This window comes from Streptomyces sp. CA-179760 (genome assembly GCF_050937045.1).
GTDB lineage: Bacteria > Actinomycetota > Actinomycetes > Streptomycetales > Streptomycetaceae > Streptomyces.
In genome coordinates this window covers 7,383,629-7,404,500 of sequence record NZ_JBNJLZ010000001.1, presented here as the reverse complement: position 1 = coordinate 7,404,500, position 20,872 = coordinate 7,383,629, and the positions used below count along the sequence as shown (strand labels likewise).

13 protein-coding genes, 3 pseudogenes and 3 riboswitches are annotated in these 20,872 nt (G+C 71.9%); of the genes and pseudogenes, 7 read left to right on the top strand and 9 right to left on the bottom strand.

Going from position 1 to position 20,872, the window contains the following annotated elements:
• Positions 1–14 precede the first annotated feature (14 nt).
• Together ACQEV8_RS33740 and ACQEV8_RS33735 are read left to right on the top strand one after the other, a co-directional pair.
• Complete coding sequence (locus ACQEV8_RS33740; protein WP_432967854.1) at positions 15–1,754, top strand: CoA transferase; 1,740 nt, start codon at positions 15–17, stop codon at positions 1,752–1,754.
• Positions 1,751–3,424 carry a class I adenylate-forming enzyme family protein gene (locus ACQEV8_RS33735; protein ID WP_432967851.1) on the top strand — a complete coding sequence of 558 codons (1,674 nt, stop codon included), beginning with the start codon at positions 1,751–1,753 and terminating at the stop codon, positions 3,422–3,424. Before ACQEV8_RS33740 ends, ACQEV8_RS33735 begins: the two co-directional genes overlap by 4 nt.
• A 117-nt stretch (positions 3,425–3,541) precedes the next feature.
• Here ACQEV8_RS33735 and ACQEV8_RS33730 read toward each other — a convergent pair whose 3' ends face one another.
• From ACQEV8_RS33730 to ACQEV8_RS33715, 4 genes and pseudogenes are all read right to left on the bottom strand, one after another.
• Positions 3,542–4,363, bottom strand: coding sequence for an ABC transporter substrate-binding protein (locus tag ACQEV8_RS33730; RefSeq protein WP_432967848.1), 822 nt, complete (start codon positions 4,361–4,363; stop codon positions 3,542–3,544).
• On the bottom strand, positions 4,321–5,190 hold the full coding sequence (locus ACQEV8_RS33725; RefSeq protein WP_432967845.1) for a metal ABC transporter permease: 870 nt from the start codon (positions 5,188–5,190) through the stop codon (positions 4,321–4,323). Before ACQEV8_RS33725 ends, ACQEV8_RS33730 begins: the two co-directional genes overlap by 43 nt.
• Positions 5,187–5,821: pseudogene (locus ACQEV8_RS33720) on the bottom strand (ATP-binding cassette domain-containing protein). The gene ACQEV8_RS33725 and the pseudogene ACQEV8_RS33720 overlap by 4 nt, the downstream one beginning before the upstream one ends.
• 105 nt (positions 5,822–5,926) lie before the next feature.
• Positions 5,927–6,142, bottom strand: coding sequence for a hypothetical protein (locus tag ACQEV8_RS33715; protein WP_432967842.1), 216 nt, complete (start codon positions 6,140–6,142; stop codon positions 5,927–5,929).
• Between the two features lie 297 nt (positions 6,143–6,439).
• Here ACQEV8_RS33715 and ACQEV8_RS33710 point away from each other — a divergent pair, with 297 nt between their 5' ends.
• Positions 6,440–6,655, top strand: coding sequence for a heavy-metal-associated domain-containing protein (locus ACQEV8_RS33710; protein WP_432967839.1), 216 nt, complete (start codon positions 6,440–6,442; stop codon positions 6,653–6,655).
• A 6-nt stretch (positions 6,656–6,661) separates the two neighbouring features.
• On the opposite strand, the gene ACQEV8_RS33705 is transcribed toward ACQEV8_RS33710, so the two are convergent.
• From ACQEV8_RS33705 to ACQEV8_RS33695, 3 genes and pseudogenes are all read right to left on the bottom strand, one after another.
• Positions 6,662–7,174: a copper chaperone PCu(A)C gene (locus ACQEV8_RS33705; RefSeq protein WP_432967836.1), complete on the bottom strand. Its 513-nt coding sequence runs from the start codon at positions 7,172–7,174 to the stop codon at positions 6,662–6,664.
• On the bottom strand, positions 7,171–9,435 hold the full coding sequence (locus ACQEV8_RS33700) for a heavy metal translocating P-type ATPase (protein ID WP_432973187.1): 2,265 nt from the start codon (positions 9,433–9,435) through the stop codon (positions 7,171–7,173). The genes ACQEV8_RS33705 and ACQEV8_RS33700 overlap by 4 nt, the downstream gene beginning before the upstream one ends.
• A gap of 276 nt (positions 9,436–9,711) precedes the next feature.
• Positions 9,712–11,109 (bottom strand): annotated as a pseudogene (locus tag ACQEV8_RS33695) (short-chain fatty acyl-CoA regulator family protein); the annotation flags it as partial.
• Between the two features lie 382 nt (positions 11,110–11,491).
• On the opposite strand from ACQEV8_RS33695, the gene aceA reads away from it, so the two are divergent.
• The 4 genes and pseudogenes from aceA (at position 11,492) to metE (ending at position 18,334) form a co-directional block, all read left to right on the top strand.
• Positions 11,492–12,775, top strand: a complete 1,284-nt coding sequence (gene aceA / locus ACQEV8_RS33690; protein ID WP_432967833.1) for an isocitrate lyase — start codon at positions 11,492–11,494, stop codon at positions 12,773–12,775.
• Positions 12,776–12,977: 202 nt separating this feature from the next.
• Positions 12,978–14,569, top strand: a pseudogene (gene aceB, locus ACQEV8_RS33685) (malate synthase A).
• Positions 14,566–15,435 (top strand): 3-hydroxybutyryl-CoA dehydrogenase, encoded by an 870-nt coding sequence (locus ACQEV8_RS33680; protein ID WP_432967830.1) that lies wholly within the window; start codon positions 14,566–14,568, stop codon positions 15,433–15,435. Before aceB ends, ACQEV8_RS33680 begins: the two are co-directional and overlap by 4 nt.
• A 187-nt stretch (positions 15,436–15,622) precedes the next feature.
• Positions 15,623–15,848: riboswitch (cobalamin riboswitch) on the top strand.
• A gap of 167 nt (positions 15,849–16,015) precedes the next feature.
• Positions 16,016–18,334, top strand: a complete 2,319-nt coding sequence (gene metE / locus ACQEV8_RS33675) for a 5-methyltetrahydropteroyltriglutamate--homocysteine S-methyltransferase (protein WP_432967827.1) — start codon at positions 16,016–16,018, stop codon at positions 18,332–18,334.
• A 317-nt stretch (positions 18,335–18,651) separates the two neighbouring features.
• Here metE and ACQEV8_RS33670 read toward each other — a convergent pair whose 3' ends face one another.
• Complete coding sequence (locus tag ACQEV8_RS33670) at positions 18,652–19,056, bottom strand: (2Fe-2S) ferredoxin domain-containing protein (protein WP_432967826.1); 405 nt, start codon at positions 19,054–19,056, stop codon at positions 18,652–18,654.
• A gap of 42 nt (positions 19,057–19,098) precedes the next feature.
• Positions 19,099–19,287: riboswitch (cobalamin riboswitch) on the bottom strand.
• Positions 19,270–20,298: a ferric reductase-like transmembrane domain-containing protein gene (locus ACQEV8_RS33665; RefSeq protein WP_432967823.1), complete on the bottom strand. Its 1,029-nt coding sequence runs from the start codon at positions 20,296–20,298 to the stop codon at positions 19,270–19,272. Its footprint overlaps the riboswitch before it by 18 nt.
• A gap of 205 nt (positions 20,299–20,503) precedes the next feature.
• Positions 20,504–20,733, top strand: a riboswitch (cobalamin riboswitch).
• Positions 20,734–20,872 lie beyond the last annotated feature (139 nt).

Genomic DNA, 20,872 nt, shown 5'->3' with positions numbered 1-20,872 from the left:
AGGAGAGGAGAGGCATGGCACCACCAGCCACACCGGCCATCGCGCACCAGTCGGCCCGGCCGCTCGATGGGCTGCGCCTGGAAGCCTCGGGTCCGCCGGGGCCGGCGGACGGACTCGTCGCAGAGCATCTGCGGCTGCTCGGCGCGGAGGGAGCCGGGCCGCATGGTGGCCGTATCCGGCTCCTCGGCCGGGAGTTCAGCGAGTTCACCGCCCACACGACGTGGGGCGAGGGAGTCGTCGACGAGGCGACCGTGCAGGCGGTCACCGGCGTCATGGCCGTACACGGCCGCCGCGACGGCGCCCCGCGCGGCCTGGCCGTCGACTACACCGCCACCGCCACCGGCGTCCTGACGGTGCAGGCCCTGCTGGCCGGGCTCCTCACCCAGGCTCGCGGCGGACAAGCGACGAGTGCCAAGGTCAGCGCCGAACGGGCCGGACTGCTCGCCGTCTCGCAGTACCTCGCCGCGGCGGGCGCGGAGGAGAGCGAGGCTGCCGAACTCGCCCCGGGCGGCCCGCCGTTCACCTCCGCCGACGGGGTCGTCTTCGAACTGGAGACGCTCGACCCGGGCGCGTGGGCCGCGTTCTGGCGTGCGCTGGACGCGCCGGGGGACTCGGTGCGACACGGCTGGCGGCCCTTCCAGTTCCGGTACGCCACGGCCTGCGCAGCCTTTCCGCAGCCGCTGCACGACGCGGCTCGGGCCGCCGGCTGGGAGCTGATCCGCGAGGCGGCCCGCGCATCCGGTGCCGAGGCGTGCCCGCTGCGTTCGCTCGCCGAGCGGGCCGCCGAGTACGACGGGGCCCCGCCGTGGCGACTGACCCCGCACGAGGCGTCGTACGCCGGCACGGCGCCACAAGCCGACGCCCCTCTGGCCGGTCTGACGGTGCTGGAGGCCGGCCGTCGCATCCAGGCGCCGCTCACCGCGCATCTGCTGGGCCTGCTCGGCGCGGAGGTGGTGCGGATCGAGCCGCCCGGCGGGGATCCGCTGCGGGGCATGCCGCCCGCCTGCTCGGGGATCTCGGCACGCTGGCTCGCGCTCAACCGGGGCAAGAAGGCCGTCGAGGTGGACATCAAGTCCCCTGCGGACCGCACGCGGCTGCGCGCGATGGCGGCCGAGGCCGACGTCTTCCTGCACAACTGGGCGCCGGGCAAGGCCGCCGTACTCGGCCTGGACCACGAGCACTTGTCCGCCGCCAACCCCGCGCTCGTCTACGCCTACACCAGCGGCTGGGCGGACCGGCTGCCGGGCGCGCCGATGGGCACCGACTTCATGGTGCAGGCCCGTACCGGGGTCGGTGAGGCGGCGCGTCCCGCCGACGAGCCGCCCGCGCCGTCCCTGATGACCCTGCTCGACGTGCTGGGCGGGCTCATCGGTGCCGAGGCCGTCCTCGCGGGGCTGCTGCTGCGGCAGCGCACGGGAGCCGGTGTGCGGGTGGACTCGTCCCTGCTCGGCGCCGCCGACATGCTGACCACACCGGCCCGCTCCCGCGCCGCGCAGGGCCTCGATCCACGTCGGCCGGCCGGTTTCCGTCGGCCTGTGCCCACGGCCGACGGCTGGATCGCCCTTCCGGACCACTCCGCGATCGCGTACGACGTCCGCGACCTGTCCACGACGCAGGCGCTGGAGCGCCTGAGCGGGCGCGGGCTGTCCGCCGTCCCGGTCGTCACCGACCTCGCCGAGCTCCTCACCTCCGGCTCGATCAGCCGCGACGTACACGGTGCCCCCGCCGTTCCCGACCCCTGGAGGTTCGCATGACCGTCGCCCTGCACGACCTGCTGCCCGCCACCCTGCGTCGCTCCTGGGCCGTGGACGGAACCTGCCCCGACCTGGGCCTCTACAGCCTCTACCGCGCCCACCAGATCGCCGACCCGCACCGCACGGCCGTCCTCGACGCGAAGGGCAAACTCTGTTACACCGCCCTGGACCGCAAGGCCCGATGTCTGGCCGCCGGGCTCTCCGGTCTCGGCATACGCAGCGGCGACGTCGTCGCGGTCCAACTGCCCAACAGTCGCAACGCGGTCATCGTCGACCTGGCCCTGGCCGCCCTGGGCACGGTCGCACTGCCCTTCCCGGTCGGGCGCGGGGGACGGGAGGCGGCCTCACTGCTGCGCAGATCGGAAGCGGTCGCGGTGATCGCGGCGGCCGAACACCGCGGCAACCACCACGCGGCCGACCTGCTGACGCTGGCTGGTGAGCTGCCCGCGCTGCGCACGGTGATCGCCGCGGGGACCGCACCCGAAGGGGCCGTCGCCCTCTCGGAGTTGCTGCGCACCGACCCGAAGACGTTCGTTCCGGCCCGCCCCGATCCCGACTCCGCCGCCCGCATCCTGGTGTCCTCCGGCTCGGAGGCCGAGCCGAAGATGGTGGCTTACTCGCACAACGCCCTGGCCGGCGGTCGCGGCAACTTCCTCGGCTCCCTCATGCCGGACGGGCGCCCGCCGCGCTGTCTGTTCCTCGTGCCGCTGGCCTCCGCCTTCGGCAGCAACGGCACCGCCGTCACACTCGCCCGGCACGGCGGAACCCTGGTGCTGCTCGACCACTTCACACCCGAGGCCGCGCTGGAGGCACTCGCCGAGCACGAGCCGACGCATGTCCTGGGCGTGCCGACCATGATCCGGATGCTGCTGGACCGCATGGCGGGGAGCGGCCACCGGAAGCTGGCCCCGCTCACGGCCGTGGTCGTCGGAGGCTCACCGCTGGACGAGGCCACGGCAGCGGAAGCACGCCGGGCTTTCGGCTGCCCGGTCGTGAACCTCTACGGCTCCGCGGACGGCGTCAACTGCCACACCGGCCTGACTGACGACTCCCCCGACGCCGACGGGCGGCCGGGCATCGCCGCGGGGCGCCCCGACCCACGGGTCGCCGACATACGGATCGCCGTGCCCGGCACCCCTGAACTCGCGGAGGTGTCCCGTGGCACCGTTGGCGAGATCGTCGCCCGCGGGCCGATGACCCCGCTGTGCTACGTCGCCGCTCCCGACCTCGACTCCCGCTACCGCACGACGGACGGCTGGGTGCGCACCGGTGACCTGGGGCTCATCGACGACGACGGGACGCTCCGGGTCGTCGGGCGGTTGAAGGACGTGGTGATCCGGGGCGGGGCCAACATCAGCCCCGCGGAGGTGGAGATCGAACTCGCCGCACATCCTGCCGTGCGCGACGTGGTGTGCGTCGGGGTGGCCGACCCGCTGATGGGTGAGAGGCTCGCGGCCTGCGTCGTGCCTCGGGACGGCGCCGCGCTCACGTTGGACGAGCTGTGCGCCCACCTCGGAACCCGCGGCCTGGAGCGGCGCAAGCACCCCGAACGGCTGCTGGTGCTGGCCGAGTTGCCCCTGACTCCGGCGGGTAAGCCGGACCGGGCGGCGCTGCGGGAACGGTGCACCACCGAGGCGGTGGAGCATTGGCCTCTGGCGTCGGCAGGCTGACCCACGGGTGAGCGTCAGGGCCGCCCGGCAACACCCGGGCGGCCCTTACGCCTACGGCTGCTGGCTCCTACGGCTGCTCGCTCCTGCGGCCCCTGCGGCTTCTGCGGCTTCTGCGGCTCAGGAGCCGGCCATCGCCTTCTCCACCGCCGTCGCCGCGTTCTTGTACACGGCCAGCAGATCCAGGTCCCTGGCCGGGTAGTTGACGATCTCCACCTGGCGGGCGCCGGAGTCGGGCAGCACCTTGCCGGTCGTCATGTGCACGTTGTCGAGGACCAGTTGGGGCTTCTTCCCCGACAGGTCGGACAGCTGCTTGGCCGTCACCGCTTCAGGGCCGTACGTACCGACCACGTTCGCCCCGGCCAGTTTCGCCGACCACGTCGAGAAGACCTGGGCGACGACGGTGGGCGCCTTGCCGTCCGGCCACGCGGCCTTCAGGTCCTTCTGCAGCGTTCCGTACTCGGTGTCGAAGGACTTGATCCACTTGGCGGCGGCGTCCTCCGTGCCGAACATCTTGCCCAGGCGCGTCACCTGCGCCTTGGCCTTGTCGGCGTCGTTGTCGAGGTTGACCTCGACCAGCTTGGCGTCCGACCCGGCCGCCTCCTTGAACTTCGCCGCGTACGGCTCGAAGGGCGCGTACAGCACGAAGTCGGCGCCCGCCACGGCCGCCAGGTCCGACGGCTTCGGGTCGTAGTCGGGCGCGTGCTGCACCGACTCCGGCACGACGACCTTGACGTCCTTCGCGCCGGCGGCCTTGGCGAAGGCGCCTTCCCAGCTGGTGGTGGCCACGACGACAGGGGCGTCCTTGTTCTTCCCCGCGGACTCCCCGTCGGAGGACGCGGAGGACGCCGACGTGCTGTCGCTGCCGCAACCGGTGAGCGTGAATGCCGTGCTGAGGGTCAGTGCGAGGACGGAAGTGATGCGGACGCGGCTGCGCGCCATGAGGTGATTCTCCGTTCGGGGACGAGATGCACGGCGAGGACGACCACGCCGGCGGTCAGGACGAGGACAGGCCCGGGCGGCCAGTCGAAGCGGAGTGCGACGAGGAACCCGGTCAGGTTCACGACGACACCGATGCCGACCGCCCAGAGGGTGATGGACAACAGGGAACGGCCCAGCCGCCGTGCGGCGAGCGCGGGCAGCAGAGTGAGCGCGTCGACGAGCAGAGCGCCGGTGAGCTTGATGGCTCCGGCGACCGACACCGCGACGAGGACCAGCAGCAGGAGGGTGAGCCGCTCGACCCGCACGCCCGAGGTCAGGGCGAGTTCACGGTCGTAGAGGAGAAGGGCGATGTCCCTGCGGCGCCACCAGAACAGGCCCGGTACGACGACGGCCAGGGTGGTCAGCAGCCACAGGTCGGCGCTGCCGACCGAGAGGATGGACCCCCACAGCAGCGCGAAGGCGCCCGCCGCGTTGACGCCCGAGACGGCCAGCACAAGCAGCGCGGCCGCGATCGCCAGGCTCATCAACAGGCCCATGGCGCCGGACAGGCCGTCCGGGGTGCGGGCCAGGGGTGCGACTCCGGCCCCGGCGAGCGCGCACGCCACCAGAGCGCACAGCATCGGGTCGAGTCCGGTCAGCAGGCCGACCGCGATGCCCAGCAGCGCCACGTGCATCATCGCGAACCGCACCGGCATGATGTCGAGGCCGACGATGACGACGCCGATCACGGGCAGCCCGACGGCCGCCACCAGCAGAGCGAGGCCTGCGCGTTGGACGGGCACGAGCTGCAGCAGCTGGCCGACGTCGGCCGCGGCCAGGATGCTCACCGGGCCTCCCGCAGCCGGCCCGCGGCCATCTCCAGGACCCGGTCGCAGCGCTCTGCCAGGGCCCGGTCGTGTGTGACGACCACGACGGTGACCGGCAGGGAGAGCAGGACATCGGCCGCCTCTTCCTGTCCGGAGAAGTCGAGTGCGGCGGTGGGTTCGTCGGCCAGCAGCACCCCCGCCCCCGCGGCGACGCCGCCGACCGCGCGCGCCAGGTACATGCGCTGGAGCTGGCCGCCTGACAGGGTGTGCAGCGGCCGGTCGGCGAGATGCCCGACGCCGAGTTTGTCCGACGCCTCGGCCGCCGCTGCGCGGGCGCCACTGCTGGCCAGCAACTCCCGGCCCAGCAGCGGGAAACGGCCGGTTGCCGGCTTCTGCGGGATCCACGCGCAGGAACGTCGCCGCCACGCCCACTCGGCCGCGCTCCTGGTGTCCCGACCCCCACCAGGATCCGCCCGGCGAAATGCCGGTGCAAGCCCAGAACGGCCCGCAGCAGCGTCGTCTTGCCCGAACCGTTGGTGCCGGTCAGTGCCACCCGCTGCCCGGGCGCGATGTCGAGGTCGACGTCGCGCACGGCTTCCACCCGGCCGTGCCGGCACACGACATCGGACATCCGGACGTCCAGCGCTTCCATGCCACCTCCCTGCCTCCCCACAGCAGTCGGAGGGGAGAGGTGGTTGGTTCCCACGCGATCGCAGAACCTCGGTCCAGGATCAGGAAAGAAGGCCGCAGACGCCCCTCAGGCGATGGTGATGCCGTCCAGCTTCCCTGCCTTCGCCTCCCCCACGAGGGAGGCGAACTGGTCGGCACTCATCTGGACCCGCTGTCCGAAGTCGTCGGTGAGCAGGACGCGGCGCTCCTTAGGCGCACCGGGATCGACGAAAAGCTGAGCGCAACCGCAGTTGCAGTTGCCGCAGAAGGTCGCCAGTGGCTCCAGCCCGTTGATTTCTTCCATCGTCCGCCACCTTTCGGGAAGTTGACGGTCGTCACGCGCGTCGCGTGAGGGCCGCCCGGTGCGTCGTACTGCCGCGGTCTTACCCCCGGGCGTGCGACGCGACCCGCCCGCGTGCACGGCGCCGGGGGCACGGCAACGCACCTGTTCGCTCCCGGTGCTTCCGAACCTGCCGGACTGTCGGGAACCAGCTCCACCGCTTCCACGACTACCTGAGGGGCTGAAGCCACTGAAGCCCTCATGAGGCACCAGCGAAAAGATGCGTCACACCCCACCCATCCGCAACAGGAAGTGACCGCCATGGCCGAGAAGCACTACTCCGTCACGGGAATGAGCTGCGAGCACTGCGCCGCGAGTATCACCGAAGAGGTGTCCGACGTCACCGGCGTCGCCGAGGTCGCCGTCGACCTCGGCGGAAGCACCGTCACTGTGCGCGGCACCGACCTGGACGACGCAGCGATCCGCACCGCGATCGTCGACGCCGGGTACGGCATCGCCGAGCCGCAGGCCGCCTGAACGGGCTCACGAGGCCGGTCGGACCACCACGGCGATGGCCTTGAGGGGCCCACTGCGCTCGAAGTGCAGCGTGAACGGCACCCAGTCGCCCACCTGCCACCGCCCGCCGGCCCGCAGCGTCACATCCACGCCGTGCGGCGACATGGACAGTCTGCTTCCTGCCGGGACAGTGACGGACTCGACGCTTTCCTTGGCGGCCGCCCCCACGCCGACAGCACGATGACCGCTGAGGGAGACATCGCCGTCCGCACCCGTGGACGTCACCCTGACCAACCGGTCGTCCGCGCCACCGGAGTTGGCCAGGTCGAAGAACGCGGCGGTGTCCCTGCTGTCGCCGTACGGCAGGAAGATCCGCCCTCCTGAGACCTTGACGCTGGCCGGCGTGCCCGCGTTGCCGGTGCCGACCCAGGTGGTGAGACCACCGAGGGCGACACTGCACGCCGCGACGGGGGCCAGGGCGGCGAGCAGGGTGTCGGTGAGCCGTCGGCGCGTGGGACGCCAGAGGTGTCGCTCGCTCATCGGGCACGCCCCCGGGCCGCCGGCGAGGGCTGCCAGGCCCGCAGGCGCAGGCTGTTGCCGACCACCAGTACGGAACTCAGCGACATCGCCGCCGCCGCGAGCATCGGATTGAGCAGGCCCACCATGGCGAGCGGCACGGTGACCACGTTGTAGCCGAAGGCCCACGCGAGGTTGACGCGGATCGTGCCGAGCGTGCGCCGGGCGAGCCGGACCGCGTCCGCCAGCACCTCGATGTCGCCACGCATCAGCGTGACGTCGGCGGCCCCGATGGCCACGTCGGTGCCGCTCCCCATGGCGATCCCAAGGTCGGCGCCCGCCAGCGCGGCGGCGTCGTTGACCCCGTCCCCGACGACCGCGACCCGATGCCCCTGCTCCCGCAGGCTCGCTACGAGATCGGCCTTGCCCTCGGGAGTGCAGCGGGCGTGCACCTCCTCGATCCCCAGGGCCCCCGCGACGGCCCGCGCCGGCGCCTCATGGTCCCCCGTGGCGAGCACCGGACACACACCGAGACGCCGCAGCCGGTCCACAGCCCGGTAGCTCCCGGGCCGGACGACGTCCCCCACCTCGATCAGGGCCTCGGCCACCCCATCCACGCGCACCAGCACCGGCGTGTGTGCGGCGGCCTCGGCCGCGGACAGCGCTTCAGTGAGGGCTGCGGGCAGTTCGCCGTCCGGTACGAGGACTTCGACGAGCTGCCCCTCAACCCGGCCACGCACGCCCCGTCCCGCCAAGGCGGTGAAGTCGGCTACCCCGGGCAGTGCCCGCCCAGGCAGTGCGCGCCGTGCGTACGCGGTGATGGCCCTGCCGAGGGGATGCTCCGAACCCTGCTCCACGGCCCCGGCGAGCCGCAGCACGGCCTCCTTCCCGAGACCGCCCGGTACGGGCGTGACCCGGGAGACGCTCATGTGCCCTGAAGTGAGAGTCCCCGTCTTGTCCAGCACGACGGTGTCGATGTGCTGGAGTCCCTCCAGGGCCTGCGGGCCGCTGACCAGGACGCCCAGCCGGGCGCCGCGACCGGTCGCGGCCATCAGAGCTGTCGGCGTCGCCAGCCCCAGCGCACACGGACACGCCACGACCAGAACCGCCACGCTCGCGGTGACGGCGGCCTGCGGATCGGCGCCGGCACCGAGCCAGAACCCCAGGCTGGTGACGGCCAGAGCCAGCACGACCGGGACGAAGACGCCGGCGACCGCGTCGGCCAGCCGCTGGGCCTTCGCCTTGCCGGCCTGCGCCTCGGTCACCAGCCGGGTGATCCTGGCGAGCTGCGTGCCCGCACCGACGACCGTCGCGCGTACCAGCAGCAGGCCGCCCGCGTTGACGGCCCCGCCGACCACCGCCGCACCCGGCTGAACCTCGACAGGCTCGCTCTCCCCGGTGACCAGGGACAGATCCACGGCCGAACTGCCCTCCACCACCTGTCCGTCCGTGGCGACCCGTTCCCCGGGCCGCACGAAGAAGACCTGCCCGGCCCGCAGTTCCTCGACGGCTACAAGCCGTTCGACCCCGTTTTCGCGTACCGCCACTTCCTTGGCGGCGAGTTCGGCCAGTGATCGCAGCGCCGCGCCGGTTCCTCGCCGCGCCCGTGCCTCCAGGAACCGGCCCGCCAGCACGAACAGCGTGACCCCGACGGCCGCTTCGAGATAGATGTGCGCCACGCCGCCCGAGGCGGAGGGCACCAGGCTGAACGGCATCCGCATCCCCGGCTCTCCAGCGCCCCCGAGGAAGAGGGCATACGCCGACCAGGAGAAGGACGCCACCACGCCCAGCGACACGAGGGTGTCCATGGTCGCCGCCGAATGCCGCAGCCCGCGCACCGCCCGCAGGTGGAACGGCCACGCGCCCCACACGGCGACCGGCGCGGCCAGCACGAAACACAGCCACTGCCAGTTGCGGAACTGCCACGCGGGCACCATCGACAGCACGAGCACCGGCACCGCCAGCAACGCCGTGATGACCAGTCGCTCGCGCTCCGCCCGGGTGCCGTCGGCCTCGTCGCCGTCCGCACGCTCCTGCTTGTGATCCTTGGGCGGCTCAGGGAGCGCTGCCGTGTAGCCCGCCGTCTCGACCGTCGCGACGAGTTCCTCGGGACTGACGTGCTGCGGATGCGTCACCCGGGCCCGCCCGGTGGCGAGATTGACGGTCGCGGTGACCCCGTCCAGCTTGGCCAGCTTCTTCTCCACCCGCCTCACACAGGCCGCGCAGGTCATCCCGCCGACGGTCAGGTCCGTCGTCACCAGGACGGTCGCCGGTTCCGCACTCATCAGTGCCCGCCCCCGTGCATGCCGCCCATGTTCCCCATGTCGTCCGTACCCCCGCCCGAATTGCTTCCGCTCGGGCTCCGGTCCGTCCCGTGCATGCCGGGAGCCACCGGGCCGGCGGCGGCACCTACGGCGTACGACGCCACGAACATCAGCACCAGCATCAGGAGGAAGCCGCAGAGCGCAGGCGGCGGCACCAGTTTCCGCATGACTCAGGAGTCGGCCCTGTGAGGGGCCGAGTTCCGGAGCGCGCAAGTGACCCGCATCACACCTCAGGCGAGGGGCCGCCACCGGATACGGCACGAAGGTGCTGCTGTGTTCGTCGACGGCGAGGGGGCGGCCCAGCGGAGGCGCCGCGCGCTGCGGGCAGTCCAGGCGTTCGCAGACCCGGCAACCCATACCGATGGGGGTGGCGGCGGAGGCGTTGGCGAGGTCGAGGCCGTCGGAGTAGACGAGGCGGTGGGCGTGACGGGCTTCGCAGCCGAGGCCGATGGCGTAGGTCTTGCCGGTCTCGCCCCAGCCGCCGCGGTGTCGGGTGACGGCGCGGGCGGTCCACAGGTAGCGCTGTCCGTCCGGCATTTCGGCGACCTGGACATGGATGCGGCCGGGCGCCGCGAACGCCTCGTAGATGTTCCACAGGGGGCAGGTGCCGCCTGCACGGGAGAAGTGAAAGCCGGTCGCGGACTGGCGTTTGGACATGTTGCCGGCGCGGTCGACCCGGACGAAGGAGAAGGGGACCCCGCGCAGGCGTGGGCGCTGCAGCGTGCTCAGGCGATGGCAGACGGTCTCGTAGCCGAGGCCGTAGCGGTCGGTGAGCCGCTCGATGTCGTAGCGGACCTCTTCGGCCGCCGCGTGGAACGACCGGTAGGGCAGGATCAGCGCGGCGGCGAAGTAGTTCGCGATGCCGATGCGGGCCAGGGTGTGGGCGGGCGAGCCGAGCGTGAAGTCCTCGGCGGCCTGCCGGTCCAGTTCGTCCGCGTATTCCAGCAGGGCCAGTTGGGTCGCCAGACGGAAGGCGCGCTGTCCGGGGCGCAGCCGAGCGGACAGGTGGAGGGTGCGGGTCGGTTCGTCGTAGTGGTGCAAGTGGTCGCCGGTCCCGGTCGCCAGGCGGACGCCATGGGTGTCGTTCAGTCTCGTCGTGAGCGCGCTGACGACCTCGCCCGGCCGGATGCCGGCCTCCTCGGCCAGATGCTCGGCGGCGAGGTCGGTGTCGTGGAGGTAGTTCTGGCGGCGGTAGAAGAAGTCCCGGATCTCCTCGTGGGGCGAGAGCGCCGCGCCCCGGCCGCCCTCCCGGCCGTCGGCCACCCCCGCGAGCCGCTCGGACAGGAGCTGGTTGCGGCGGCCCAGGTCGAGGAGGACCTGGGCGACCGCGGGCATCCGTGAGGCCAGTTCGGCGAGATCCGACGGCGACACCCGCGACTCGGCGATCTCCCCGGTCAGCGCCTCGCGCAGGTCGGCCACCAGGCGGGTCGTGTCCCGCTCCGAGAAGAACGTGGCATCGACACCGAAGGCCTCGGTCAGGCGGAGCAGCACGGGCACGGTGAGCGGGCGGGAGTCGTGCTCCATCTGGTTCAGATAGCTCGGGGAGATGCCCAGGACGCGTGCGAGTTCGGCCTGGCTCATCCGGCGCTCCTCACGAAGCCGGCGCAGCCGCGCACCCGCGTAGGTCTTGCTCACCCCTGCACTCCTCCGTGTCCGGGACGGGACTCCGGGCAGCGTATGCGACCGAGAGCCGGTTGCGCCCTTCGCAAGATTGGCAAAAGGCGGCCCGAAGATTCGCAGAACTTGGCAGGCATCCAAGGTTGATGGCACTCAGTGCCAGTGTCAGAGTCATAGTGCGGCCCGCCGGAACCGACAGAAAGCGCCCACAACCGGGGCACGATTCACTGCCCTGACGTCGGAGATCCCGGCTCGTGGCGGCTTCCCCAGTCGGCAGCATTGCTCACCTTCGCCCCCCGGGGCTGCGGCGGGCCGCATCCCAGCAAGACACGCAGTGCCACCCCGACCCTCGCCGGTCCGGGATTGGCAGACGCAACAGACCGAGGAGACGGTGACAGTCATGGCAGAGGCGAGGACACAGGCAGCCGAGGAACTCGCGAGGCGCTGGGCCACCGATCCCCGGTGGCGGGGCATCGAGCGCACCTACACCGCCGAGGACGTGGTGCGCCTGTCCGGCAGTGTCCGGGAGGAGCAGACCCTGGCCCGGCGCGGCGCCGAGCGGCTGTGGCGCCAGCTGCACGAGCGGGACTACGTCCACGCCCTCGGTGCCCTCACCGGCGGCCAGGCCGTGCAGCAGGTCAAGGCCGGGCTCCAGGCGATCTACCTCTCCGGCTGGCAGGTCGCGGCCGACGCCAACCAGGCCGGCCACACCTACCCCGACCAGAGCCTGTACCCGGCCAACTCCGTTCCCCAGGTGGTGCGCCGGATCAACAACGCGCTGCTGCGCGCCGACCAGATCGCCACCGCCGAGGACGCCGGCGACACGACCGACTGGCTCGCCCCGATCGTCGCCGACGCGGAGGCCGGGTTCGGCGGCCCGCTCAACGCCTTCGAGCTGACCAAAGCGATGATCACGGCCGGCGCGGCCGGCATCCACTACGAGGACCAGCTCGCCTCCGAGAAGAAGTGCGGTCACCTCGGCGGCAAGGTCCTCGTCCCGACCTCCCAGCACATCCGCACCCTGAACGCGGCCCGGCTCGCCGCCGACCTCGCCGACACGCCCACGGTGATCATCGCTCGCACCGACGCGCTCGCCGCGAACCTGCTCACCAGCGACGTCGACGAGCGCGACGCCGAGTTCGTGACGGGCGAGCGCACGGCGGAGGGCTTCTACCGGGTGCGAGGCGGCATGGCGCCGGTCATCGCCCGCGGCCTGGCCTACGCCCCCTACGCCGACCTCATCTGGGTCGAGACCGGCACCCCGGACCTGGCCCAGGCCCGCGAGTTCGCCGAGGCGATCCACTCCCGGTACCCGGACCAGATGCTGGCGTACAACTGCTCGCCGTCCTTCAACTGGAAGGCCGCCCTGGACGACGACCAGATCGCCAAGTTCCAGCGCGAACTGGGCGCGATGGGCTACAAGTTCCAGTTCATCACCCTGGCCGGCTTCCACTCCCTCAACCACGGCATGTTCGACCTCGCCCGCGGCTACGCCGAGCACGGCATGACCGCCTACGTCGACCTCCAGGAGAAGGAGTTCGCCGCGCAGGCGCACGGCTTCACCGCCGTCAAGCACCAGCGCGAGGTCGGCACCGGCTACTTCGACCTGGTCTCCACGGCGATCAACCCCGCCTCTTCCACCACCGCGCTGTCCGGCTCGACGGAGGAGGAGCAGTTCCACTAGGCGCTCCGCCGGATGTGCCGTGACGGGGCGGTTCTTCGTCCGTGGCGCCGTCGTGGCTGGTCGCCCGGTTCCCCGCGCCCCATTGGGACGCGGCCCCACCGCAGTCGACTCCACCCGGTCCGCCTGGGCCGCCCGTGCCCGGGCGAACCGTCCCCGTCCGCCCTCCCGCTCCCACCCTCGCTCCGTCCCTCAGGAGAGCCCGATGCCCACCACCGCAGTGACCCACCATGCCCGCGTCCTCGCCCCCGCCGGCCACCGGCACGACGAGGTCCTCACGCCCGCCGCCCTCGAGTTCGTCGGCCATCTGGCCGCAGTCTTCTCGAAGCGACGTCTGGACCTTCTGAAGGAGCGCCGCAGACAGGTTCTGCGGCTGGCATCCGGCTCCCCGCTCGACTTCCCCATGGTCACCTCCGCCGTCCGCGCCGACCCGGCCTGGCGCGTCGCCCCGCCGGCCCCCGGCCTGGCCGACCGCCGTGTGGAGATCACGGGCCCGCCGGACCGTCGCACGACCGTCAACGCGCTCAACTCCGGCGCCCAGGTCTGGCTGGCCGATTTCGAGGACGCCACCTCTCCCACATGGGACAACATCGTCGGCGGGCAGCTCAACCTGCTCGACGCCATCGAGCGGCGCATCGACTTCACGACGCCGGAGGGCAAGGAGTACCGGCTCGGCGATCAGCTCGCCACCATCGTGGTCCGCCCGCGCGGCTGGCACCTGGATGAGGAGCACCTGGAGTTCGACGGCCGGCCCGTGCCCGCCGCGCTCGTCGACTTCGGCTTGTACTTCTTCCACTGCGCACAGCGCCAGATCGAAGCCGGGTACGGCCCGTATTTCTACCTGCCGAAGCTGGAGAACCGCTACGAGGCCCGCCTCTGGAACGACGTCTTCGTCATGGCCCAGGACTTCCTCGGCGTCCCCCGCGGCACGATCCGGGCCACCGTCCTCATCGAGACGATCACCGCGGCCTTCGAAATGGAGGAGATCCTCCACGAACTGCGTGAGCACAGCGCCGGGTTGAACGCCGGTCGTTGGGACTACCTCTTCAGCCTGATCAAGACCTTCGGCCACCGCACGGACTTCCTGCTGCCCGACCGGGCCAAGGTCACCATGACCGCCCCTTCATGCGGGCCTACACCGAACTCCTCGTCCGCACCTGCCACAAGCGCGGCGCCCACGCCATCGGGGGCATGGCCGCCCAGGTGCCGAGCAAGGACCCGGCCGCCAACGAGGCCGTGCTCGCCACCGTCCGGCTGGACAAGGAGCGGGAGGCTGAGGACGGCTTCGACGGCTCCTGGGTCGCCCACCCCGGGCTGGTCCCGGTCTGCCGCGAGGCGTTCGACGCCGCCCTCGGCGACCGGCCGCACCAGCTCGACCGCTCGCGGGACGACGTGGAGGTGACGGCGGCCGAGCTGCTCTCGGTGCGCCGTATCAGCGGTCCTCCGACCCAGGAGGGCCTGCGCACCAACATCGCCGTCGCGCTGCGCTACTTCGCCGCCTGGCTGCGCGGGCGGGGCGCGGTCGCCCTGGAAGGCCTGATGGAGGACGCGGCCACCGCGGAGATCGCCCGGGTACAGATCTGGCAGTGGCTCCGGCACCGGGTCATCGACCGGGAATCGGTCCAGCGCCTCCTCGACGACGAGATCGCCGCACTCGGCGCCGAGTACCCCTGGGCTCCCGTCGACGAGATCCGCGCCCTCTTCGAACGGACCGCGCTGACCGGCGAGTTGCCGCTGTTCTTCACCCCGGGGGCGTACACGCGCCACCTCGTTCAGCGGACGGAGACCAGGGCATGAGCGACAGCATCGTACGCGTGGGGGTGGTCGGTGGCGGCCAGATGGGCGCGGGCATCGCGGAGGTGTGCGCGCGGGCCGGCCTCGACACCGTGGTGTGCGAGGCCGACACGGTCGCCGCCCGCGCCGCCCGGGACCGGGTCGCGGCATCACTCGACGGGGCGGTACGACGGGGCAAGCTGACGCCGGGAGCCGCCGGTGACGCCCTCGCCCGGCTCGTCTTCACCGGCAGCCTGGAAGCTCTGGCCGACCGGCAGCTCGTCGTCGAGGCCGTCGTCGAGAACCCCGACGCCAAGACCGAGGTCTTCGCCGCGCTCGACAAGATCGTCGAGGACCCCGCCGCCGTCCTGGCGACCAACACCTCCTCCCTCCCCGTCATGCGCCTCGGTATGGCGACCAGCAGGGCCGACCGGGTCGTGGGCCTGCACTTCTTCAACCCCGTGCCCGTGCTGCCGCTGGTGGAGGTCGTGACCTCCCTGCACACGTCCGGCACGACGACCGCAGCCGTCGAGGGCTTCGCGACCCGCACACTCGGCAAGACCGTCATCCGCTCCCAGGACCGGGCAGGCTTCGTCGTCAACGCCCTGCTCATCCCCTACCTGTTGTCCGCGATCCGGATGGCCGAGTCGGGCTTCGCCGGCGCCGCCGACATCGACACGGGTATGGAGCTCGGCTGTGCCCACCCCATGGGCCCGTTGAGGCTCGCCGACCTGATCGGACTCGACACCGTCGCCTCGATCGCGGAGTCCCTGTACGTCGAGTTCCGCGAACCGCTGTACGCGCCGCCGCCGCTGCTCCGGCGCATGGTGGAGGCTGGACTTCTCGGCCGGAAGACCGGCCGCGGGTTCCACACCTACGACCAGGACTGAGGGCCTGGTACGACGCGGGCCGAGGGTCCCGCAGCGCCACCGGGGTGAGGGTCCCGGGCGGCGTCACAGGGGAAAGGGCGGGGAGCGCGACTGCCGCTTCCCGCCCTGTGGCGTTTCCGGGCCTTGGTGTCCCGGACCACCTTCCGGATGCTGGACGCACCACTGACCTCAGACGTATCCACCCCGTAGGCTGTCCGGTGCAGCTGGTTCGCCCCGTCCGCCAGGCGGGAGCGTCGTAAGAGGGAACCCGGTGGGAATCCGGGACTGCCCCGCAGCGGTGAGCGGGAACGACCGCCGTCATACGCACTGGGACCGAGATACCGGGTCTGGGAAGCGACGGCCAGTAGGTGTCCGCCGGGAGACCGGAGGATGTGCCCGCGAGTCCGAAGACCTGCCCGTTGCCCGTGCGCGAACCATTCGCACACGGATATTCCGGTGACCTCGAGGGCGGGTCGGCGTACATACCAGGCGGAAGACCGCGCCGTGCCGCGCGAGAGTCGTTTCCGCCCGGTTCCGTCACCCTTCGCGTTCTCGTCCCGTCTCCGGGATCCCAGGGATTCATCTCGCGAAGGAGATCTCCGTGACCAGCAAGCCCGCAGCCGCGGCAGCACGGGCCACCGTGTACGGCTACCCCCGCCAGGGACAGAACCGGGAACTCAAGAAGGCCATCGAGGGCTACTGGAAGGGCCGCGTCACCGCCGACGCCCTCCGGTCCACCGCCGCCGGCCTGCGCGCCTCGAACTGGCGGCAGCTCGCCGACGCCGGCATCGACGAGGTCCCCACGGGTGACTTCTCGTACTACGACCACGTCCTCGACACCACCGTCATGGTCGGCGCGACCCCCGACCGCCACCGCGACGCCGTCGCCGCCGACGCGCTGGACGGCTACTTCGCCATGGCCCGCGGCACCCAGGACATCGCGCCGCTGGAGATGACCAAGTGGTTCGACACCAACTACCACTACCTGGTGCCCGAACTCGGCCCGGACACGGTGTTCACCGCCGACTCCACCAAGCAGATCGCTGAGCTGAAGGAGGCCCTCGCCCTGGGCCTGACCGCCCGGCCCGTGCTCGTCGGCCCGGTCACCTACCTCCTGCTCGCCAAGCCCGCCCCGGGCGTGCCCGCCGACTTCGAGCCGCTCACCCTGCTGGACCGGCTGCTGCCCGTGTACGCCGAGGTCCTCGCCGACCTGCGCGCGGCCGGCGCCGAGTGGGTCCAGCTCGACGAGCCCGCCCTGGTCCAGGACCGGACCCCGGCCGAGCTGAACGCCGCCGAGCGCGCCTACCGGGACCTCGGCGCCCTCACCGACCGGCCGAAGCTGCTGGTCGCCTCGTACTTCGACCGGCTCGGCGACGCCCTGCCGGTGCTGGCGAAGGCCCCCGTCGAAGGACTGGCCCTGGACTTCACCGAGGCCGCCGCCGCCAACCTGGACTCCCTCGCCTCCGTCGGCGGGCTGCCGGGGAAGCGGCTGGTCGCCGGTGTCGTCAACGGCCGCAACATTTGGATCAACGAACTGTCGGCCTCACTGGCCACCCTCGGCACCCTGCTCGGCCTGGCCGACCGAGTCGACGTCTCGGCCTCCTGCTCTCTGCTCCACGTGCCACTCGACACCGGTGCGGAGCGGGACATCGAGCCGCAGCTCCTGCGCTGGCTCGCCTTCGCCCGGCAGAAGACCGCCGAGGTCGTCACCCTCGCTCGCGGCATCGCCGAGGGCACCGACGCGATCACCGCCGAACTCGCCGCGAACCGGGCCGACCTCGCTTCCCGCGCCGGCTCGCCGATCACGCACGACCCCGGCGTACGGGCCCGGGCCGCCGCCGTCACCGAGGCCGACGCCCGCCGCTCCCAGCCGTACGCCGAACGCGCCACGGCCCAGCGCGCCCACCTCGGACTGCCGCTGCTGCCGACCACCACGATCGGCTCCTTCCCGCAGACCGGCGAGCTGCGCACCGCCCGAGCCGACCTGCGAGCGGGCCGTATCGACACCGACGGCTACGAAGAGCGCATCAAGGCCGAGATCCAGGAAGTGATCTCCTTCCAGGAGAAGAGCGGCCTGGACGTCCTGGTGCACGGTGAGCCCGAACGCAACGACATGGTCCAGTACTTCGCCGAACAGCTCACCGGCTACCTCGCCACCCAGCACGGCTGGGTCCAGTCCTACGGCACCCGCTACGTCCGCCCGCCGATCCTGGCCGGCGACATCTCCCGCCCCGAGCCGATGACTGTCCGCTGGACGACCTACGCCCAGTCCCTCACGCACCGCCCGGTCAAGGGCATGCTCACCGGCCCGGTCACCATGCTCGCCTGGTCCTTCGTCCGCGACGACCAGCCCCTCGGCGACACCGCCCGCCAGGTCGCCCTCGCCCTGCGCCACGAGGTGGCCGATCTGGAGGCGGCCGGGACGTCGGTCATCCAGGTCGACGAGCCCGCCCTGCGCGAGACGCTGCCCCTGCGGGCCGCCGACCGCGCGGGCTATCTGGCATGGGCGACGGAGGCCTTCCGGGTCACGACCGCCGGTGTGCGTCCGGACACGCAGATCCACACGCACATGTGCTACGCCGAGTTCGGCGACATCGTCCAGGCCATCGACGACCTCGACGCCGACGTCATCAGCCTGGAGGCCGCACGCTCCCACATGCAGGTAGCCCGTGAGCTGGCAGCCCACGGCTATCCGCGCGAGGCCGGCCCGGGTGTCTACGACATCCACTCACCGCGGGTGCCGAGCACCGAGGAGGCCGCCGCACTGCTGCGCACCGGGCTGAAGGCCATCCCGGCCGAGCGACTGTGGGTCAACCCGGACTGCGGTCTGAAGACCCGCGGCTGGCCCGAGACCCGGGCCTCCCTGGAGAACCTGGTCGCCGCCGCCCGCACCGTCCGTGAGGAGCTCCCGGCATCCTGAGACCAGGCCCCGGCAGGGCCGGGGAGGGAGGACCCGCCTCCCTCCCCGGCCCCTGACGGGGGGGAGGGTGCACCAGCAACCGCTGCAGGTCGAGATCGGCGGCCGGTGTGGGCCACGACATGTGCTGATGCCCTGTGCGGAATGGCCGCCGAACGCACACGCACCGGAATCCTCCGTCCTCCCGTAGTGGACCGCGATCCGAATACTGGAAGCTCCGGCCCCTACTTTCCTGTTGGTGAGGGCTGCGGTGACGGACGCGGCTGAACACGGGCGTCACGCACGCTTCCTGCCCTCTCTCCGGCTCTCCGTCCAGACCGTCAGGAGGCCGTACGCCGTCGCGGTGGCCTGAAGGTGTACAGGTCGAGAATGTCCGGCTGGGGTGCGACGCCCGGTCCGCCGGCGCGCGCCCAGGCGGCGATGTCCTCGGTTGCGTCCGGGTCGTTGACCAGCCCCAGCCAGACGGGCCGGGCGCCGGCGGCCCGGCCTTTCGCGGAGGGCTGGACGACGATGACGTTGGCCTGGTCGCAGACGTCCAGGCAGGCGGACACCCGTACGGGCACCTGGGCGCGCAGACGTGCCGTCTGGGCCGCGTGGTCGATGCCGGTCACCTTCGGGGTGCCGCAGCAGCAGTCGCGGCACACGACTATGCGGCACGGCACGGGGCCGGCCGCCGTTGCGGTCCTGGGGCCGTCGGTCGTTCGTCCGGTCGGCGTTGCGGGCATGCGGTGCCGTCCCTCTCTCCGGGGAGATCCGCCCCGGTGGTCCGTCGAGGAGGCGACCGCGTGAGTCTCCTGGCTCTCGGGTCGATGCTCGTCCCGGCCTTCCCACCCGCTGCCGGGCAGTGGCCTGTCGGGACTCGCTCGCCGATCACAGTGGCGGGACCGCTCCGGATTCACACCGGCTTCCTCGTTCCGCCGTCGCCTTGTCGCCGGCCATCATCCCATCCCAGGGCACCTCCCGCCCGTCCGGTTCCGGCCGTCAGTCCGTCTCCTGGGCGTGGGGGCCGTCGCGGGCGGATGGGTCGGGCGGTCGCGTCCGCCGTCACGGCCCGACACCACCACGAGGACAAGTCCGACGACGACGGCTCCGACAACGACCCGTCCCGCCATGCGCATCCACCACCCCGGCCGGGCCGTGCCCCCGCGCCCGCCCGGGGATCCCAGTCGTTCGACCCGCCGAGCCGGTCTCAGCAGACGGAGCAACAGCAACAGCGCTACCGGCAGTTGCAGCAGCCACAGCAGGGTGCGCGGCCACTCCCCGTACCAGACGTTGGTTCCGTACAGCAGCGAGTGCCACACGCTCAGCACATACACGACGATCACGAAACGGTGCAGCCGTCGCCAGGCGTTCGCTCCGATGCGGTGCCGGACGTAGAACAACAGGCCCAGCGGAATCGCCAGGTACAGGGCACCCTGTCCGAGCGGGATGGCGATCTTGCCGGTGCCGGAGTCGTACCAGCCCGGCACGAAGGTGTCCGCGAAGCCCACCCACAGACGTTCCGCCCACGCCAGCTTCGTTTCATAGCGCACGAGTTCGGCCGCGAACATCAGCGCGTGCGCGAACATCAGCGCCATCGTCGTCAGGCTCGTGGTGCGGTGCCAGCGTTCCAGTACGTTTCGGGAGACCGGCAGCCGGGTGGGGCGCGGTCCCGACAGCAGCAGACCGAGCACGACCGTGCCCCAGGCCCACAGCAGCCCCGACCAGCCGAACGCCTGGCTGAGCAGGTACATCCAGTAGGTGCGGGGGTCGTCCATGAAGGGCATGACCGCGACGGTGTCCGAAGCACCTGATTCCATGCGCGCGTAAAGGAACGCGAAGACAAGCGCGGTGACCACCGCCGCCGCGGTGGCGTCGGGCAGAGCGGATCGCAGGTCGCCGCGCAGCGCGACGCGGTCACCGGGAGGCCGTTGCCGTCCGGGCGGGGCCGCTGCCCCGTCTTCGTCCGACCTGGCATCTGACAGCATCAGGGCCTCCCGGGCACCGAGGGCACCGCAGGGACGGTGCCCATGTTGCGTGAGGCAACAAGTCTGGCCGAGGGCGCGGTGATCACCGAGGGTGGATCCGGCCAGAGTCGCCGCGACGAGTGGGCGGGGCCCTCCTGGTTCTGACTCGCCCGCACATTCAGGACAACCGTCGAAGGCCCCCTGTCGCGGGGGTACGAGCGCCTCTACGCTGATGCACGCAGTCGGTTCGCGCCTCCCGTCCGTCCGGACGCCCGGTAGCGCGACGCAAGAGGGAACCCGGTGCGAATCCGGGGCTGTCCCGCAGCGGTGAGTGGGAACGAAAGCCGTCATGTCACTGGGCCCGCGTCGGGGCCGGGGAAGAGACGGCCAGTAGGGGTCCGCCCTTTCGGCGGACGTGCCCGCGAGTCCGAAGACCTGCCACTGTGCCCGCGTCCCACGCGGGCTGTGCACGTGACCTCGTGGACTGGGTCGGCGGTTGTGGGCGGTCGTACATCGTGCGTGTGGCCGCGCCTCCTTCCCTGTCGATGTTCAAGGACCGGGACGGAGGAGGGATGTGTGCGTCACCACCCAGTCG

Excerpts from the sequence above, each read along its gene's own strand:
- ACQEV8_RS33740 (WP_432967854.1), top strand. The coding sequence starts at position 15 with ATGGCACCACCAGCCACACCGGCCATCGCGCACCAGTCGGCCCGGCCG.
- ACQEV8_RS33735 (WP_432967851.1), top strand. The coding sequence starts at position 1,751 with ATGACCGTCGCCCTGCACGACCTGCTGCCCGCCACCCTGCGTCGCTCC.
- ACQEV8_RS33730 (WP_432967848.1), bottom strand. The coding sequence starts at position 4,363 with ATGGCGCGCAGCCGCGTCCGCATCACTTCCGTCCTCGCACTGACCCTC.
- ACQEV8_RS33715 (WP_432967842.1), bottom strand. The coding sequence starts at position 6,142 with ATGGAAGAAATCAACGGGCTGGAGCCACTGGCGACCTTCTGCGGCAAC.
- ACQEV8_RS33710 (WP_432967839.1), top strand. The coding sequence starts at position 6,440 with ATGGCCGAGAAGCACTACTCCGTCACGGGAATGAGCTGCGAGCACTGC.
- ACQEV8_RS33705 (WP_432967836.1), bottom strand. The coding sequence starts at position 7,174 with ATGAGCGAGCGACACCTCTGGCGTCCCACGCGCCGACGGCTCACCGAC.
- ACQEV8_RS33700 (WP_432973187.1), bottom strand. The coding sequence starts at position 9,435 with ATGAGTGCGGAACCGGCGACCGTCCTGGTGACGACGGACCTGACCGTC.
- aceA (WP_432967833.1), top strand. The coding sequence starts at position 11,492 with ATGGCAGAGGCGAGGACACAGGCAGCCGAGGAACTCGCGAGGCGCTGG.
- ACQEV8_RS33680 (WP_432967830.1), top strand. The coding sequence starts at position 14,566 with ATGAGCGACAGCATCGTACGCGTGGGGGTGGTCGGTGGCGGCCAGATG.
- ACQEV8_RS33670 (WP_432967826.1), bottom strand. The coding sequence starts at position 19,056 with ATGCCCGCAACGCCGACCGGACGAACGACCGACGGCCCCAGGACCGCA.
- ACQEV8_RS33665 (WP_432967823.1), bottom strand. The coding sequence starts at position 20,298 with ATGCTGTCAGATGCCAGGTCGGACGAAGACGGGGCAGCGGCCCCGCCC.